The organism is Micromonospora sp. NPDC049049 (assembly GCF_040649115.1).
Taxonomy (GTDB): Bacteria; Actinomycetota; Actinomycetes; order Mycobacteriales; family Micromonosporaceae; genus Micromonospora.
Genome location: NZ_JBEZEX010000003.1, coordinates 134768 through 150585, shown reverse-complemented (window position 1 = coordinate 150585; position 15818 = coordinate 134768). Strand labels below are relative to the sequence as shown.

The following is a 15818-nucleotide window of genomic DNA, read 5'->3' as shown; positions in this document are numbered from 1 at the left end:
ACGCCCTGACGCGCCGTTCCGCCCGGAAGTTAGGCCGAAGTGCTCCGACCGGAGGGTTCGTCGGCAACTGTGGCGGTCGGTGTGTCGACCGGGCGGTGCAGGGCGGGGGCCCAGGTCAGCAGGGCCAACGGGTACAGCAGGTAGCCGAAGCGGGTGGTCGGCATCAGGGCGATCGCGGCGAGCAGCCCGTACCCGCAGATCAGCGCGGTGGCGGCGGCGGTGCGGGGCGGGCGGCGGGCGAGCCGGACGGCGATGGCCAGTCCGGCGGCGATCAGCAGCCCGGCGGCGACCAACCGGCCCGCGGGTAGCGCGTTGGCGATCAGGTAGCCGGGGAACGGGGACTGCGCGGGGCTGGTGACCAGCCCGTGGCCGAGGGGGAAGCGCAGCACGTTCTCGGTGAGGGCGTCGCGGTCCACCAGCAGCGCCGGCAGTAGTGCGGCGACGGGCAGCCCGATCGCGCCGACGGCGACCCGGGTGCCGGCGCGTCGGGTCAGACCCCAGACGATCAGGACCAGGGCGACCGGCCAGGCGAACAACTTCAGCGCGCCGGCGAGTCCGACCGCGATGCCGGCCCGGCCGGGCCGGTCGGCGGCGGCGAACGCGAGGGCCAGCAGGCAGAGCGCGAGTACGGGTAGGTCGTCACCGCCGGTGGCGAGGGTGAGGGCACAGATCGGCAGTACGGTGGCGGCCTGCACACCGCGCAGCAGGGCGGCGTCCCGTCGGCGGGTCGCGTCGTTGGTGGCCTCGCTGGTGGTGGCCTGGCCGGGGGTGGCCTCGTCCGTGGTGGCCGGTGTTCGGCGCAGGGCGGCCACGGCCAGGGCGAGCGCCAGCGCGGTGCCCACCGCGAACCAGACCCGGGAGTCGGTCCACCAGGTGTCGAGCAGCGCCCTGGGCAGGCCGAACATCGCCATGCCAGGCTGGTACGGGGTGTAGCCCATCAGTTGCTCGCCCGGTGGCAGGGCGGCGATGGCGTCCGGTCCGAGGTACGGCGTGCCGTGTTCCAGGAGGCGGATGCCGGCCTGCTCCACGACCAGCACCTCCTCCTGGGCCCGGTCGGTGCGCCCACCGGCCCGGTCAATGCTCTGCCAGGCCAGGGGCAGCAGTGTGGTGGCGGCCCAGGCGAGACCGGTGACCGCCCAGCGGGCCGGCAGACCAGTCAGCCGGGAGGTTGGAAAGCGTCGACGCAGCAGAAGTTGGGCGATCACCGTCAGCGTCGCGAGCAGGTAGCCGACGGCGGCGACCGCGCCCCAGGCGCGGTGCGGCAGCAGGGTGGACGTGACAGCGGTGATCGCCGCGAAGGTGGCAGACACGGCGTAGAGGCCCAGGTCGAGGGCGAGCCCGCCGGCGGCGTTGTCGAGAGTGCGCCAGTGCCAGCGACTGCGGTGGGCGGTCGGGTCGTCGACGATCACGCGCGACAGTCTGGCAGACCGGGCTGCCCACGCAGCGGGCCGATGCCTGCTCAGGCGGGCAGGTGTGGCAGGCGGTCGGGCCTGGAGCGGCCGGCCTGGCGGCGGTTCTGGCTCAACCGGATCACCGCCCCGGTGTCGTGCAGCGGCGCGGCGAGGGCGCCCGGTCGGCCGCCCGAGCCGCGCTGCATCGCCGCGAGCAGGGTCCCGGACGGCATCGGCCGGGCGAACAGGTGCCCCTGGCCGGCGACGCAGCCCAACTCCCAGAGGGCCCGACGCTGCGGCTCGCTCTCCACCCCCTCGGCCACCACGTCCAGGTCGAGGCTGCGACCCAGGTCGAGGGTGGAGCGGATGACGGCGGCGGCCTCCGCCGAACTCTCCATCGTCGTCACGAAACTCCGGTCGATCTTCAGCTCGTGAACCGGGATTCGGGAGAGCAGCGAGAGTGAGGAGTAGCCGGTGCCGAAGTCGTCCAACGCCAACCGGACGCCCTCGTCGCGTAGTCGGCTGAGCACCCGGTCGACCACGTCGAGTTGGCTGAGGGTCAGCGTCTCGGTCAACTCCAGGACCAGCCGGTCCGGTGGTAGGTCGTGGGCGCGGAGGCGAGCCAGCACCGAGCCGGGGAACCGCGCGTCGAGAAGGCTGCGCGGGGACACGTTGACCGCGACCGGTACGTCGAAGCCGGCGTCGTGCCAACTCACCGCCGCGATCAGCGCCTGGTCGAGGATCGCTTCGGCGAAGGCAGGTAGCAGGCCGGACCGTTCCACCGCCTCCAGGAACCGCAGTGGGTCGATCAGGCCGTGGGTGGGGTGGTGCCAGCGGGCCAGGGCCTCGGCGCTGGTCACCTCACCGGTGCCCAGGTCGACGATCGGTTGGAAGTTGACGACGAATTCGTGGTCGGCGACCGCGCGCGGCAGGTCACCGCCGAGGGTGAGGCGCCCGAGGTCGGCGGTGTCGCGGGTCGGGGCGTACGTGGAGATCCGCTGCCCGGCTCGCTTCGCCTGGTACATGGCCACGTCGGCGCGGCGCAGCAACTCGGCCATGCCGCCGTTGGACGGGGCGGCGGAGATGCCGCCGCTGGCTTCGACGCTGATGCGCATGCCGTCCAACTCGAACGGCTCGTGCAGGGCGGCGAGCAGCGTCTCGGCCCGGTGCGCGGCGACCGCCGGGGCCGGCAGACCACGCATGAGTACCGCGAACTCGTCGCCGCCGAGGCGGGCCACCAGGTCGCTCGGCTGGGCCGCACCCCGCAGCCGGTCGGCCACCTGCACCAGCACCTGATCGCCGGCGGCGTGCCCGAGCGTGTCGTTGACCTCCTTGAAGTGGTTGAGGTCGATCAGCACCAGCGCGGTCACCCCTTCGGCATGGCGGGTGCTCAACTGTTCGGTGCCCTCGTCGAGGAGGTGCCGGCGGTTGGCCAGGCCGGTCAGCGCGTCGTGCGAGGCCGCGTACGCGTGCTCGTCGGCGACCCGGGCCAGTTCGGCGTACGCCTGGGCGTTGCGGACGGCGGTGCAGAGAGCGGAGGCGAAGGTGCGCAGGGTGTACTGCTCCCGTTCGGAGAGCTGCACCGGGCCGCGGAAACGCAGTCGAAGCATGCCGACGTCGACTGTCCGGTCATGGCCTTCCAGCGGTGCCGGGACGACCGTGCCGTCCACGTCGGTGGGCGTGCCGGGAGGGCCGTCGAAGGTGATGCCGCCGGTGCCGCCGCGTACGGTGCGGCTGCCGTCGCTCAGCTCGATCTCGACCTCGTCGGCGGAGAACAGCTCGGCGGCCTGGGTGACGGCGGTGGTGAGGACGTCGTCGAGGTCGACCACGTTGAGCGCGTCGGTGGTGCGGGCAAGCCGCTGCCACGCCTGTTGCTCGGTGCGGCCTCGGATGCGCGCGGAGTAGGCCAGGTGCAGGCTCAGGACCAGGGGTGGCACGGCGAGCAGGAGCCGAGGGTCCATCTGGAGGGTGAGCAGGGTCAGGGCCGCCACCACGAACCGGACCGCGTAGCCGGCCAGGCGAAGATCCAGGTTGCTGCGGAACTGGGTCGAGATTCTGGTGCCGGAGGCGAGCGCGATCACGGGGATCGCCAGCAGTTCGTCGAGGAGGGCAGCGACAAGGTAGGCGACCGCCAGGATCCCGACCAGCTGTGGGGCCTGCATGGCGGGCCAGGTCCAACCGAGCAGCGCGAAGGCGGTGCCGGCCCCGGCCGCGACGAGGATGTTCTTGCCGACGCCGAAGGCCAGCTTGATGGGTGGAAGACGGGCCGAGGCGATGGTGATGCCGATGCAGGTGCAGAGGACCACCCACGGAACGGGGGCAATGGCAGCCGCGATGACGATCGCCGCCTCGCTCCAACTGATCAGGTGCACCGTGGACCGCACACGTACGCGGGTCTTGACGAACGCACCCAAGGCGATCATGGCGGTCAGCGTGACCAGGGTCGCTACGTCGGGTGTCGGAGCCTCAGCCGCGGGGAAGGTCATTCTCAGGGAGGCGAGAGCAACGATCGTGGCCGCAACGACGAGGAGACCGACGATCAGCCGTAGCCGTCGATCGGTCCCGTCATCGCGTCGTTGTGAAGAGGCCACGCAACTCCTGGATTACCTCGCCTGTCGTACTCGTAACCATATCGCCGGGCGTTGCGGAAGTCCCGCATCGATGTCAGCCCCACTCGTTTCCGCGCATTTCACCCACCCTCTCCTTCGTACGGTGTCGGGCCCTGTTGGCGCCGACCCTCTACGAATGGAGCTTAAATGGGGTTAGCCCTAGTTAGGGACGATAAATGTCGTTATCCTCAACATTAGTTAATCCTGTACGGATAAGTGACATTCTGTTTGCGTTCCGGTGCGGAGAGCGCTGGGATGCTTGCCTGTTGCATCCGGTCCGTTGCGGAATGTCGCGAGCCGCGGCGACTGATTGGACCGCGCCCTCAGTGTGGCCGTCGGGATGCCGCAACTCATCCGCCGATTCGGTCAACCGCTCGCCAGCTTCAGCCTGGCTCCCCTTCGCAGTGGAACATTGATGATGGTGGCACCGCCCTGGTCAGTTCCAGTCTCCGGAGCCGACGGCTCGTGCCGAACAAGTAGTTGAGGGCTTTCGCTCCTTCTTTCCCTGTTGCGCAGCGGTCGAGAACGCCGAGGGCGCAGATGGTTCTTGCAATGTTCGCATTGCACTCATCGGCAGCGTCGCAGTGGGCGGCCGCAGGAGCGTATGCATCGGCGGCTTGATTGGCGTCAGGTCTACATCCGGGTGCCCGTAAGCTTCGTTGCGTGATCGGCTGAATACCCCGCTGAAGCAGGGGGACGGGTGGAGATTCAACTTCTGGGTGGCCTCTCGGTGCAACTGCTGGCTCGCAAGCTGCACCTGGGTACGCCTAAACAGCAGGCTGTCTTCGCGATGCTCGCGGTCCAACCGGGGCAACTGGTGACCCTCGACGACCTGGTCGACGAGTTGTGGCCAGACGGCCCGCCGCGCTCTGCCGTGGCGAACGTCCGGACCTACGCCGCCAATCTGCGCCGTACCTTCGAGGCTCACGAGTCTGGTCGGGGTGTCATCGTCAGGCAGCAGAGCGGCTACCGCCTCACCGTTGGGCCGGAAGCCATCGACGTGTTCCGCTTCGAGAAGGAGTGCGCCGCGGGCCGCGAAGCCCTGATAGCCGGTCACGTCGACAGCGCCCTGGAACGGTTGGGGTCCGCCGTGGCGCGTTGGCGGGGTGCGATGCTCGCCGGCATATCGCTCGGGCCGGTGCTCGGCGCACGCGTGGTGGCCGCCGAGGAGGAGCGTCTGCTGGCCGTGGAACTCCTTGCCGACGCGCAGCTCAGAGCGGGGCGCGGCGACCTGGCGATCCCCCTGTTACGGGACGCCATCGCCCGTCATCCCCTCCGGGAACCGGCGTACGTCCTCCTCGGACGGGCGCTGCACGAGCGTGGCGACCACGCGGGCGCGCTCCTCACGTACGACGAGGTTCGGGCGAAGCTGATGGCCGAGCTCGGTGTCCTCCCGGGTTCCGACCTTCAGGCTCTTCATCGCACGATCGTTTCGGCGGCGCCACCCCCGCGACCGGCAGGCCGCGCCGCGTCCCGTCCGGCCGGCCAGAGCGCCCGCCGTTTCCCGAACCCGACTCCCACAGTCGGTGCCCTGATCGCTGAGACAGCGCCTCGGCCCGACCTGGTGGATCACCTCCCCCGAGCTGTCACCGACTTCGTCGGCCGGGAGGACGTGGTGTCGCGGCTGCTGGCGGAGACCTTGCGGGTCGAGGCGCGGGTGCCGGCCGTGCACATCATCGACGGCATGGCGGGCAGCGGGAAGACGACTCTTGCCGTGCACCTCGCCCGTCGGCTGTCCGATCGCTACCCGGACGCCGCGCTCTTCATCGACCTGTGCGGGCACGGTGAGAAAAACCGCGTTGAGCCGGCGAGTGCCCTGGTCACCCTGCTTCGACAGTTGGGCGTTCCGGCTGGTCGTGTACCAGTGGAGTTCGACGACAGGGTGGAGTTGTGGCGACAGGAACTGGCCCTCCGGCGGTCAGTGGTGGTGCTCGACAACGCGGCGAGCAGCGAGCAGATCATGCCCCTGCTTCCGGCCGAGCCGACCACCGTCGTGCTGGTTACCTCGCGGCGTCGTCTGTCTCACCTGGATGTCGGGCCGTCGCAGACGCTGCCGCTCCTGAACCCACGGGAGAGCGTGGATCTCCTCAGCCTGAGCATCGGTCGGGACAGGGTTGAGGCCGAGTCGGAGGCGGCCGCCGAGGTGGTGCGTCGGTGCGGGTATCTCCCACTGGCGATCCGGCTGGCCGGTGCGCGGCTGGCGCACCGGCGCGGCTGGCGGTTGGCGGACCTTGCCGAGCAGATGGCTGGCGATGCTCCGGCGCTGCACTACCTGGCTCAGGAGGAGAACACTGTCACCGGGGCCTTCGCCGCTTCCTATGAGCCGCTTGCGAGTTCGACCAAGCGTGTCTTCCGATTCCTGGGCCTGTATCCCGGTAGTCGCTTCAGTACGCCGGCAGTCGCCGCGCTGACCGGGCTGACGATCACGGATGCTCGCGCGGCGCTCGACGACCTCGTCGACAGGAACCTGGTGGAGGACGTGGACTCGACGCGATATCGACTGCACGACCTCATGCGGCATTACTCCATCGAGCTGTGTTCGCGTACCGACTCTGTGAGCGGCCGAAAGGCCGGGCTGGCTCACCTGTTCGACTTCACTCTGGCGGTTGCGTTGAGGGTCGCCAAGACGCTGGAGCTCAACGACCTGGAATCTCGCGTCACACATGTCCCGTTCGGGCGACCTGAGTTGGTCGACGCTATCGGGGAGCCCACAACTGACTGGTTGGAAGCGGAGCGGACGGACCTGGTGACGATGGTGGGGGCAGCGCGCGATGAGGGCTTCCACGAGCACTCGTGGCGGCTGGCCCGTGCCCTCTGGCGATTCTGTTACATCCGCGGATACTTCGAAGACATCATCACGACTCACCGGCACGCGCTGACCGCAGCGGAAGCATCCGGGGACGTCGGTGCAACGGCATTGATGAACAACTACCTCGCTTCCGGATATATCCGGACTGGCGACAACCGGGAAGCACTGCACCATCTGACCCGCGCTGTCGCCCTCTCCGAAAACTCGCGGGACGTGCTCAGAACCGCGCGGTACCGCGCCAATCTCGCTGCTGTCTACTACTGGAGCGGCAACCTGACCGGAGCGGTTACGGTCGGTTTTGAGCACCTGCGTGACTACAAGGGATACGGCAAAGCCAAGGTGCCGATGGCGCTGCCGAACCTCGGCATGGCACTCACCTCACTGGGGCGCTACGAGGAGGCGTTGCGCCTGCATCGCCTGCACCTGGCGTGGGCCCGGACGAACTCCGACGTCTTCCACACACTCAACGCCCTCAGCCATATCGGCGCCGTGCGGGTCCGGATGGGCGATCTGCCGCAGGCGATCCGAATACTCCTGGCCTCGTTGGCCCTCCGTGATCGCACCGGCCACCGATACGCCGAGGCTGAGGTGCGCAACGACCTCGGGATCGCCTATCGGGGTCTGGGTCGACTGGTGGAGGCCCAGCAGGAGCACGAGTTGGCTCGGAAGCTGTCGATCGGTTCGGGGGAGCGACACGTCGAGGCGGCTGCGCTCAACGAACTCGGCCGCACCCTGCTGGCGCAGGGGCGGCGCGGCGAGGCGTTCGAGGTGCACCAGGAGGCGTTGCGGCTGGCCACTCGGATCGCGCATCCGCACGAGCAGGGTCGAGCGTTGGCCGGGCTCGCCGAACACTTCGCCCGCACCGACCCGGCCGAGGCGCGGCGGCACTGGGAGCGGGCGTTGGCCATCTTCCGGCGGATGGAAGTGCCGGAGCGCTTCGAAGCCGAACGTCGCCTCGCCGAGTTGACCGGGGCGGCAGTGGTCGCGGAGCGCTGACCAGCCTGAGCGGCGCTTATCGATTTCTTATCGGCAGGCCCGGTAACTTACCGGCCGTATCGACGAACGGGGGAGGTTCTGCCCAGGGGCAGAACCGGGTCGTCGGCACACGCCCGCTGCCGGGTCCCCCCAGCGACCTCGGCGACGGGCTGGTGAGGGAGGAGTGGCGTCGGGGCCGTTGCGCCGTCAGCACCCGGTGCGGTCGCCAGCGTGACGCCGCTCCTTCCGACCGCCGTCGGACCACACCGATAGGCTCACGACCGTGACCGAACCCGCGCAGCTCAGCCACGTCGATCGCGCCGGCGCGGCCCGCATGGTCGACGTCTCCGCCAAGGCGGTGACGGGTCGGTTGGCCGTCGCGGCCGGCCGTCTGCGGACCACGCCCGAGGTCATCGACCTGTTGCATCGCGACGGGCTGCCCAAGGGTGACGCGTTGGCCGTCGGGCGGCTGGCCGGGATCATGGGGGCGAAGCGCACTCCTGACCTGATTCCGCTCTGCCACCCGATCGCGCTGCACGCTGTCACCGTCGACCTGCGGCTGACCGCCGACACCGTGGAGATCACGGCCACCGCCCGCACGGCGGACCGGACGGGGGTGGAGATGGAGGCACTGACGGCGGTTGCTGTCGCCGGTCTCGCCCTGGTCGACATGGTCAAGGCGGTCGACCCGGCGGCCTCGGTGGAGGCGGTCCGGGTGCTGCGCAAGGAGGGCGGCAAGACCGGCGAGTGGGTTCGGCCGGAGGACCGGCCGTGATCCGGGCTCGGGTGATCGTCGCTTCCAACCGGGCTGCGGCCGGTGTCTACGCCGACACCAGCGGGCCGCTGCTCGTCGCCGGGTTGCGTGAGCTGGGCTGCCAGGTCGACGACCCGGTGGTGGTGCCCGACGGCGAGCCGGTCGGCGAGGCTCTGCGGGCCGCCCGCGCCGACGGTGTCGACGTGGTGCTGACCAGCGGCGGCACCGGAGTGACCCCGACGGATCGGACCCCGGACGTGACGCGGCGCCTCCTGGATTACGAGATCCCTGGCGTCGCCGAGGCGATCCGGGCGCACAGTCGTGACCGCGTGCCGACGTCGGTGCTGTCCCGGGGCCTGGCCGGGGTCATCGGTCGGATGCTGGTGGTCAATCTGCCCGGCTCGACCGGCGGTGCCCGGGATGGCCTGGCCGTTCTCGGGCCGATCCTCGGCCACACCGTCGACCAGCTCCGCGGCGGAGACCACTGACCGCTCGGCACGACGGGACCACTGACCGCTCCGCGGCGAGCACTGACCGGTGCGCGCCAGGCCCGGGCGGGTGTCGGTCCGGGCCGATAGGCTCGGTCGGTGAGCACGGAAACCGCACCCACCGCGGATCGGGTCACCGCACCCCCGCCAGCCGGGTGGGAAGAAGCCCGTTCGCGGGTCTACGCGGTCGGTCTGGCCGCCGCGCTGCCCGCCGCCGCCCGACCACTTGCCGACACCGACGGGTCGACACTGGCCGAGCCGTTGACCACCCGCACCGACCTGCCGGCGTTCCCGACCTCCAGCGTGGACGGCTGGGCGGTGCGCGGCAGTGGGCCGTGGCGCGTGGTCGGCCGGGTCCTGGCCGGCAGCATCCCCGCGCCGCTCACCGAGGACGACACCACTGTCGAGATCGCGACCGGCGCGATGGTGCCCGAGGGCGCCACCGCCGTGCTCCGCGTCGAGGAGTCCGCCGCATCCACCACCGGCCTGATCAGCGGCGTTCCCCGGGAGACGCCCGAATGGCGGAAGCCCGGCGAGGAGGCGTACGCCGATGAGGAGTTGTTGCCGGTCGGCACGCCGGTCGACCCGGCGGTGATCGGCCTGGCCGCCGCCTGCGGGCACGACACGCTGCGGGTCCGGCGGGTGCCGCGCGCCGCGCTGCTGGTCTTCGGCGACGAGCTGCTGACAGCGGGTCCGCCCGCGGCCGGTCGCATCCGCGACGCGCTGGGCCCCGCGGTGCCGGCCTGGCTGCGGCGCTACGGCTGCCAGGTCCGCCCGTCCGACGTGGTCGGCCCGGTGGCCGACACGCTGCCCGCGCACGTGGCGGCCCTACGCTCGGCGCTGGGCCACGCCGATCTGGTCTGCACCACCGGCGGCACGATGAACGGTCCGGTCGACCACCTGCACCCGACCCTGGAGGCGCTCGGCGCCGACTACGTCGTCAACACGGTGGCGGTTCGCCCGGGCTTCCCGATGCTGCTGGCCCGGCTGACCGGCCCCGACGGGCGAGCCCGGTTCGTGGCCGGGCTGCCCGGCAACCCGCAGTCCGCCATCGTCGCGCTGGTGTCGTTGGTCGCCCCGCTGCTCGCCGGCCTCCAGGGCCGATCGATGCCGGTGCTGCCGCAGGTCACGTTGGCCGAGGCGGTGCCCGGTCGCGGTGACCACACCCACCTGGCGTTGGTCCGACTGGACCGGTCCGCCGGCGTCGCGTTCCCGGTCCGTCACGTCGGCTCGGCGATGCTGCGGGGCCTGGCCGGCGCGGACGGGTTCGCGGTCATCCGACCCGGCACCCGCGGTGAGCCGGGCGACCGGGTGCCGATCGTGCCACTGCCGTTGTTTCCCGGGGAGCGTGCGTCGTGACCGCACCAGCGATCACCTTCGGCGAGGTCACCGACCAGCCGCTCGATCTCGCCACGCACGAGGCGGCGGTCGCCGACCGCCGGGCCGGCGCCGTGGTGTCGTTCCAGGGCGTGGTCCGCGACCACGACCACGGACGCCAGGTCACCAGCCTGGAGTACGAGGGCCACCCGAGCGCCGCACAGGTGCTGCGCGAGGTAGCTGCCGAGATCGCCGCAGAGCCCGACGTCTACGCGGTGGCGGTCTCGCACCGGGTCGGCCCCCTGGCGATCGGTGACGTCGCGCTCGTCGCCGCGGTGAGCACCGCGCACCGGGCGGCGGCCTTCGCGGCCTGCGCCCGGCTGGTCGACGAGGTCAAGGCGCGACTGCCGATCTGGAAGCGGCAGGTCTTCACCGACGGCACCGAGGAATGGGTCAACTGCCCCTGACGCTCAGCGGCGGCCGTTGACCACCACGGCCCGGGCGAGCCGGTCGCCGTAGAACGCCGGCTCCGCGCCGGGGCGCCAGGGCAGCGCGGCGACCAGGACGATCAGCGCGAGCGCGAGCGAGTTCTCCATCAGCGCCCCGAACAGACCGTCCTGGTAGTGCGACATCTCCGGCAGTTGGTGTTCGTACGGCCAGATCGGGGAGATCAGGAAGAGTAGGTAGAGCCCGATCGCGGCGAAGCCGTGGCGGAGCCCGGTCAGCGTCGGGTACCAGATCGGCGGGCGGAGCCCGTTGACACCGGGTAGACCGCCGAACACCGGCCCCTGGCCGGTGCGCTGCGGCATCCCCCGGCTCGCCTCACGGCGACGCACTGCGGCGTCGGCCAGCACGATGATCGCCGGGATCACCCAGACCAGGTGGTGCGTCCAGGAGATCGGGCTGATCACGTTCGCGGTGAGACCCACCAACGTGAAGGCGGTCAACTCGTCACCGTCGGCGCGGGAACTGGCCGCCCGGGACAGGCCCAGCGCCAGGACCAGCACCGAGAAGGCAAGCCACAGCAGCCCCGGGGTCTCGATCGAGTCGTACAGCCGGGCAAGCAGGCCGGCGAGGGACTGGTTGGGCGTCATGTCCGCCGCGCCGACGCGTTCGGTCTGCCACAGCACGCTGCCGAAGTAGGTCCGCGACTCGTCCCCGACAATCGCGAAGGTCCCCAACGTCACGCCGATCGTCGTGCCGATGGCGGTGGCCGCCACCCGCCACTGACGGGTGATCAGCAGGTAGGCGATGAACAGCGCCGGGGTGAGCTTGACCGCCGTGGCGAGGCCGATACCGGCCCCTGCCCAGGCCCCGCCGTAGATGAAGCGCAGCAGCGGCCCGTCGGTGGCGGCGTAGTGGGTGCCCCGGCGGGACCGCCAGCGAAGGCCGATCAGGTCAGCCATGATCAAGGCGAACAGCAGGATGTTGACCTGGCCGTACCCGAGCGTCTCCCGACCTGGCTCGATGGCGACCGCGAGCGGCACCGCCAGGGCCACCGTGAACCACAGTGGCCACCCCAGTCGGTCCACGATGGGTCGGAGCAGCCCGGCCAGCACCAGCGCCAGGGCGGCGATGCTGGCGGCGGCGTTGACCAGGCCGGCCACGCCGATCGGTAGCTGCGCCATCGGCAGCATGACCAGCCCGGCGAAGGGCGGGTAGGTGAACCCGAGTGTGGTTTCGGGCGCGATGAACTCATAGAGCTCGTGACCGCTCGCCCACCACACCACGGCACCGTGGTAGATCTTCATGTCGAAGAAGTTGTACGGCCGCCCGAAGGCGCCGATGGCAAGCCATGCGGCATAGGCGACGGCGGCCACGATGGCCCCCCGTACGACGTTCCTGCGATCGATCCCGCGAGCCACGCGATCGATCCCGCGTGTCACACGTTGGATTGGGGCGAGGCGGTCCGCCCGTCTACCGACATCCGTCGGCATGGCGTGGCCACCCCCGTACCAAGGTCGTCCTACCCGTCCAGGTCCTGCACGGAGCCTAGAACGGCGCCTCACGTCAGTGCCTCCCGCGTTATGCGACCGTGTCCGATCCCACACATGTTTTTGACATTTCCACCGCGTTAACGCCTACCGGGTGGTTCAGGTAATTCGCGGCCTTAGCGAGGGGTGGGGGTGAGACGGAGACGGATCGACGCAGGTCAGCCGGGGAGTCGACGTGCGGTGGACGCGGAGCGGACGGCGATCCGGGCCTCGCGGCGGGCGGTTCGGACGGCGCGTTGCATGGAACGTCGAGAGTGACCGATGCGATGGCCCGTCCGCCACCGCAGACCCGGCTTGCCGCCGGTGTCCGCGGCGGCGAGGAGCAGACCGCCGAGGAGCCCGAGGTTCTTCAGGGCATGAATCTGGTTGTTGTTCTTGGCGATCGGGTCGTCGTTGTTCCAGAAGGGATGCCCGGCGACTGTCACCGGCACCAGCGTGCCGGCCAGAACCAGCGCCGCGGGTCGGCTGAACCGGCCGGTGGCCAGCATCAGACCGGCACCGACCTGCACAGCCGCGTTGAGCCGGATCAACGTCTCAGTCTCGGTGGGGAAGCTCGGGTGTGCCTTCTTCAGCATCGGCGCGACCTTGTCGGTCACCGGTTTGGCGGCCACCGCGAGCCGGCCGGGGTCGCGTAAGTTGCGATACCCGCTGACCACGAAGATGCCGCTCAGCATGGCGCGGGCGAGGGAACGTACGGGCGTCATGGATCAGTCATACCCCCTCGCGACGTTTGCTACCCCGTCAACCGCAGGATCGGATTGGTGTTCGTACACGTGCGCCACGCCGAGTCAAGCGACCGTCACGGATGGACGGGCGCTGGCGGGTAACGTCGCGCGGGTGACCACGCTGCGGCTACGCCCCGAGGACCCGGCCGACGCCGGCCCGGTCCGCCGCGTACTGGCCGCCGCCTTCGCCCGCCCGGACGTGGCGACGCCGCCGGAGGTCAGCCTGGTCGAGGAGCTGCGCGACACCACCGCCTGGTTGCCGGAGTTGGCCATGGTCGCCGAGTACGGCGGTGAGGTGGTCGGTTACGCGCTGCTCACCCGGGTGCGGCTGCGGCCGGAGCGAGGCTCGGACATGCCAGTCCTGGCCCTCGGCCCGGTGGCGGTCGCGCCGCACCGACAGCGTGTCGGGCACGGCACGGCGGTCGTTCAGGCTGCCCTGGATGCCTCCACCGAGTTGGGCGAGCGGCTCGTCGTCGTCCTCGGTGCCCCGGTCTTCTACCGCAGGTTCGGGTTCGGCCCGGCGAGTGAACTGGGCCTGACCAGCCCCTGGGCCGGCCTCGGTGAGCCCTGGCAGGCGCTGGTGCTGCCGCCGTCCACCAGCGAGGAGGGCCCTCCGCCTCGCGGTGAGGTGCTCTTCCCGGCCCCCTGGTCGAAGGTCTGACCGGGCCTCAGGCCGGCTGCGTCCGCAGGTACCGGCCGAAGTGCGGGACGGTGAAGGCGACAGTGCCCCGCTCGCCGGAGTAGATCAGCCCCTTCTTGATCAGCGCGTCCCGGGCCGGAGACAGACTGGCCGGCTTGCGGCCGAGGGCACGGGCGATCTCCGCGGTGGGCACCGCGGCGTCCATGTCGTCGCGGACCACCTCGCCGGGCTCGCCCTCGACCGCGGACATCATGGCCATCGCCCGCATGTACTCGCGTTCGGCGGGAGTGGCCCGTTCGAACCGGGAACCGAAGAACCCGACCGCCAGCTCGGCCTCCGCCTCGGGAGCGGCCACCCGCACGTCGGCGGCGGTGATCGGCGAGCGTGGCGCGTGGTCCCAGGTGGCCTTGCCGTACGCCTGGACGAAGTAGGGATAGCCGCCGGACTTCTCGTAGAGCAGGTCGAGCGCCTTCTGCTCGTACTCGACCTCCTCGCGATCGGCGGGCGCGCAGAGCGCCCGGTCGGCGGCGATCCGGTCGAGCCGGTCGATGCGTTGATAACGGAACAACCGTTCGGAGTACGACTTGGCGGCGCTGAGCACCGCCGGCAGGTGCGGAAGGCCGGCGCCGACGACGATCAGCGGCGCGCCGAGCTGGGACAGCTCGTGGCAGGCGGCGCAGAGCGCCGACACGTCCTCCGGGCCGAGATCCTGCATCTCGTCGATGAAGATGGCGATGCCGGTGCCGACGTCGCTGGCCACGGCGGCGGCGTCACTGAACAGTTCGACCAGGTCGATCTCGATGTCGCCGGAGTCGGCCCGACCGCTGGCGGCCGGCACGTCGATGCCGGGCTGCCACCGGTCGCGCAGCTTGGTGGCGGCACCGGCCCGGCCGGTCGGGTTGGACCGCTGGGCGAACGCCTTGAGGACGCCGAGGAACGCGTCGATGCGGTCCGGTGCGCGGTGGCGGGGGGCCAGCTCCCGGACGGCCATGTGCAGTGCGGCGGCGACCGGTCTGCGCAACGACTGGTCCGGTCGGGCCTCGATCTTGCCGCTGCCCCAGAGCCGGTTGATCGCCTGCGACCGGAGCGTGTTGAGCAGAACCGTCTTGCCGACGCCCCGTAGCCCGGTGAGCATGAGGCTGCGCTCGGGTCGGCCACGGGCGATGCGCTCGAGCACGATGTCGAAGACGTCCAGCTCTCGCCCCCGCCCGGCAAGTTCGGGCGGACGCTGACCGGCGCCCGGCGCGTACGGGTTGCGGACCGGATCCACGCATCGCAGATTATCGGGCCGTCTAGCTGCGAGGCTAGACATGGATAGATGGGGCTACCGGCGTGTCGAGACCGTCGACCACAAACTAGGGCTGTCTAGCATCCACGCTAGACAGCCCTAGTTTTGGCAACAGGCGTTAGCGCTCCTTCAGACAGAGCACGTAGTCGAACAGGTCGACCGAGTTGTCGTGCACATAGTTCGCGGTCGCCTGCGGCGCGAGCATCTCGCACCGGTCACCGTCGGTGGTCGCCGGAATCCGCAGCAGCACCTGATAGGTGTTCGGGCCGCAGGGCACCTTACGGAGCTCCGCGTCGCTCTCACTGCCGTCGTTCACCACGCAGTCACCCCTGGCGAACTCCGGGCCCGGAGTCGGGGCGGCCGACGTCGGAGCATCGCTGGGCAGCGCGGGTGGAACGCCCGGGGCACTCGTCGACGGGGTACGCGCCGCGTCACTGCCAGCGTCGGCCACCTTCCAGACCGCCCAGCCAGCCAGGCCGAGGCACGGACAGAGCACGAGCAGCACCACCACGGTGATGATCAGAGCGACGTTGCGGCCGGTTTTCTTCGCGGGCGCGACGGGCGGCATCCCGTAGCCGCCGGGAGGCTGCTGACCCCAGGGCGCGGGTGGCTGACCCGGTACCGGCCCGGCCGGCTGACCGGGCATCGGGCCCGCCGGTGGGTACGGCCCGACCGGTGGGTACGGCCCGGCCGGCGGTGTCGGACCCGCTGGCGGGTACGGGCCGGGCGGTGGGTAACCCGGGCCCGAGGTGGGCGGCGGCGCCCACATCGGCGCGGTCGGCGGCGCCGACATGGGTGCCGTCGGTGGCTCCGCGCCGGCCGGCGGGG

At 70.8% G+C, this 15818-nt stretch carries 12 protein-coding genes; 6 read left to right on the top strand and 6 right to left on the bottom strand.

Features of this window, described 5'->3' with window-relative positions; all coding sequences use genetic code 11:
- Positions 1–29: 29 nt before the first annotated feature.
- The gene (locus tag AB0B68_RS04820) at positions 30–1409 is read right to left on the bottom strand and encodes a glycosyltransferase family 87 protein (protein ID WP_357257886.1); all 1380 of its coding nucleotides are present in this window, start codon (positions 1407–1409) and stop codon (positions 30–32) included.
- 50 nt (positions 1410–1459) lie between these two features.
- Positions 1460–3877, bottom strand: coding sequence for a bifunctional diguanylate cyclase/phosphodiesterase (locus tag AB0B68_RS04815; protein WP_357201827.1), 2418 nt, complete (start codon positions 3875–3877; stop codon positions 1460–1462).
- An 823-nt stretch (positions 3878–4700) separates the two neighbouring features.
- Between AB0B68_RS04815 and AB0B68_RS04810 the strand changes: the two genes are divergently transcribed.
- From AB0B68_RS04810 to AB0B68_RS04790, 5 genes are all read left to right on the top strand, one after another.
- A complete protein-coding gene (locus AB0B68_RS04810; protein ID WP_357257884.1) occupies positions 4701–7805 on the top strand; it encodes a BTAD domain-containing putative transcriptional regulator in 3105 nt (1034 codons plus the stop codon).
- A 262-nt stretch (positions 7806–8067) separates the two neighbouring features.
- Entirely contained in the window at positions 8068–8559 is a 492-nt protein-coding gene (gene moaC, locus AB0B68_RS04805) for a cyclic pyranopterin monophosphate synthase MoaC (RefSeq protein ID WP_334500220.1), read from the top strand.
- A complete protein-coding gene (locus tag AB0B68_RS04800; protein ID WP_357257881.1) occupies positions 8556–9026 on the top strand; it encodes a MogA/MoaB family molybdenum cofactor biosynthesis protein in 471 nt (156 codons plus the stop codon). The genes moaC and AB0B68_RS04800 overlap by 4 nt, the downstream gene beginning before the upstream one ends.
- 99 nt (positions 9027–9125) lie before the next feature.
- A complete protein-coding gene (locus AB0B68_RS04795) occupies positions 9126–10385 on the top strand; it encodes a molybdopterin molybdotransferase MoeA (protein ID WP_357257879.1) in 1260 nt (419 codons plus the stop codon).
- Complete coding sequence (locus tag AB0B68_RS04790; protein ID WP_130405760.1) at positions 10382–10810, top strand: molybdenum cofactor biosynthesis protein MoaE; 429 nt, start codon at positions 10382–10384, stop codon at positions 10808–10810. Before AB0B68_RS04795 ends, AB0B68_RS04790 begins: the two co-directional genes overlap by 4 nt.
- 3 nt (positions 10811–10813) lie before the next feature.
- On the opposite strand, the gene AB0B68_RS04785 is transcribed toward AB0B68_RS04790, so the two are convergent.
- Positions 10814–12280: a glycosyltransferase 87 family protein gene (locus AB0B68_RS04785; RefSeq protein ID WP_357257877.1), complete on the bottom strand. Its 1467-nt coding sequence runs from the start codon at positions 12278–12280 to the stop codon at positions 10814–10816.
- A gap of 215 nt (positions 12281–12495) precedes the next feature.
- Positions 12496–13041, bottom strand: a complete 546-nt coding sequence (locus AB0B68_RS04780; protein WP_357201811.1) for a DoxX family protein — start codon at positions 13039–13041, stop codon at positions 12496–12498.
- Positions 13042–13174: 133 nt separating this feature from the next.
- Here AB0B68_RS04780 and AB0B68_RS04775 point away from each other — a divergent pair, with 133 nt between their 5' ends.
- Positions 13175–13723: an N-acetyltransferase gene (locus tag AB0B68_RS04775; RefSeq protein ID WP_357201808.1), complete on the top strand. Its 549-nt coding sequence runs from the start codon at positions 13175–13177 to the stop codon at positions 13721–13723.
- 7 nt (positions 13724–13730) lie between these two features.
- Here the strand turns inward: AB0B68_RS04775 and AB0B68_RS04770 are convergent, their stop codons facing one another.
- Together AB0B68_RS04770 and AB0B68_RS04765 are read right to left on the bottom strand one after the other, a co-directional pair.
- The gene (locus AB0B68_RS04770; protein WP_357257876.1) at positions 13731–14972 is read right to left on the bottom strand and encodes an ATP-binding protein; all 1242 of its coding nucleotides are present in this window, start codon (positions 14970–14972) and stop codon (positions 13731–13733) included.
- A 136-nt stretch (positions 14973–15108) separates the two neighbouring features.
- Positions 15109–15513, bottom strand: coding sequence for a hypothetical protein (locus AB0B68_RS04765; RefSeq protein ID WP_357201854.1), 405 nt, complete (start codon positions 15511–15513; stop codon positions 15109–15111).
- Positions 15514–15818 lie beyond the last annotated feature (305 nt).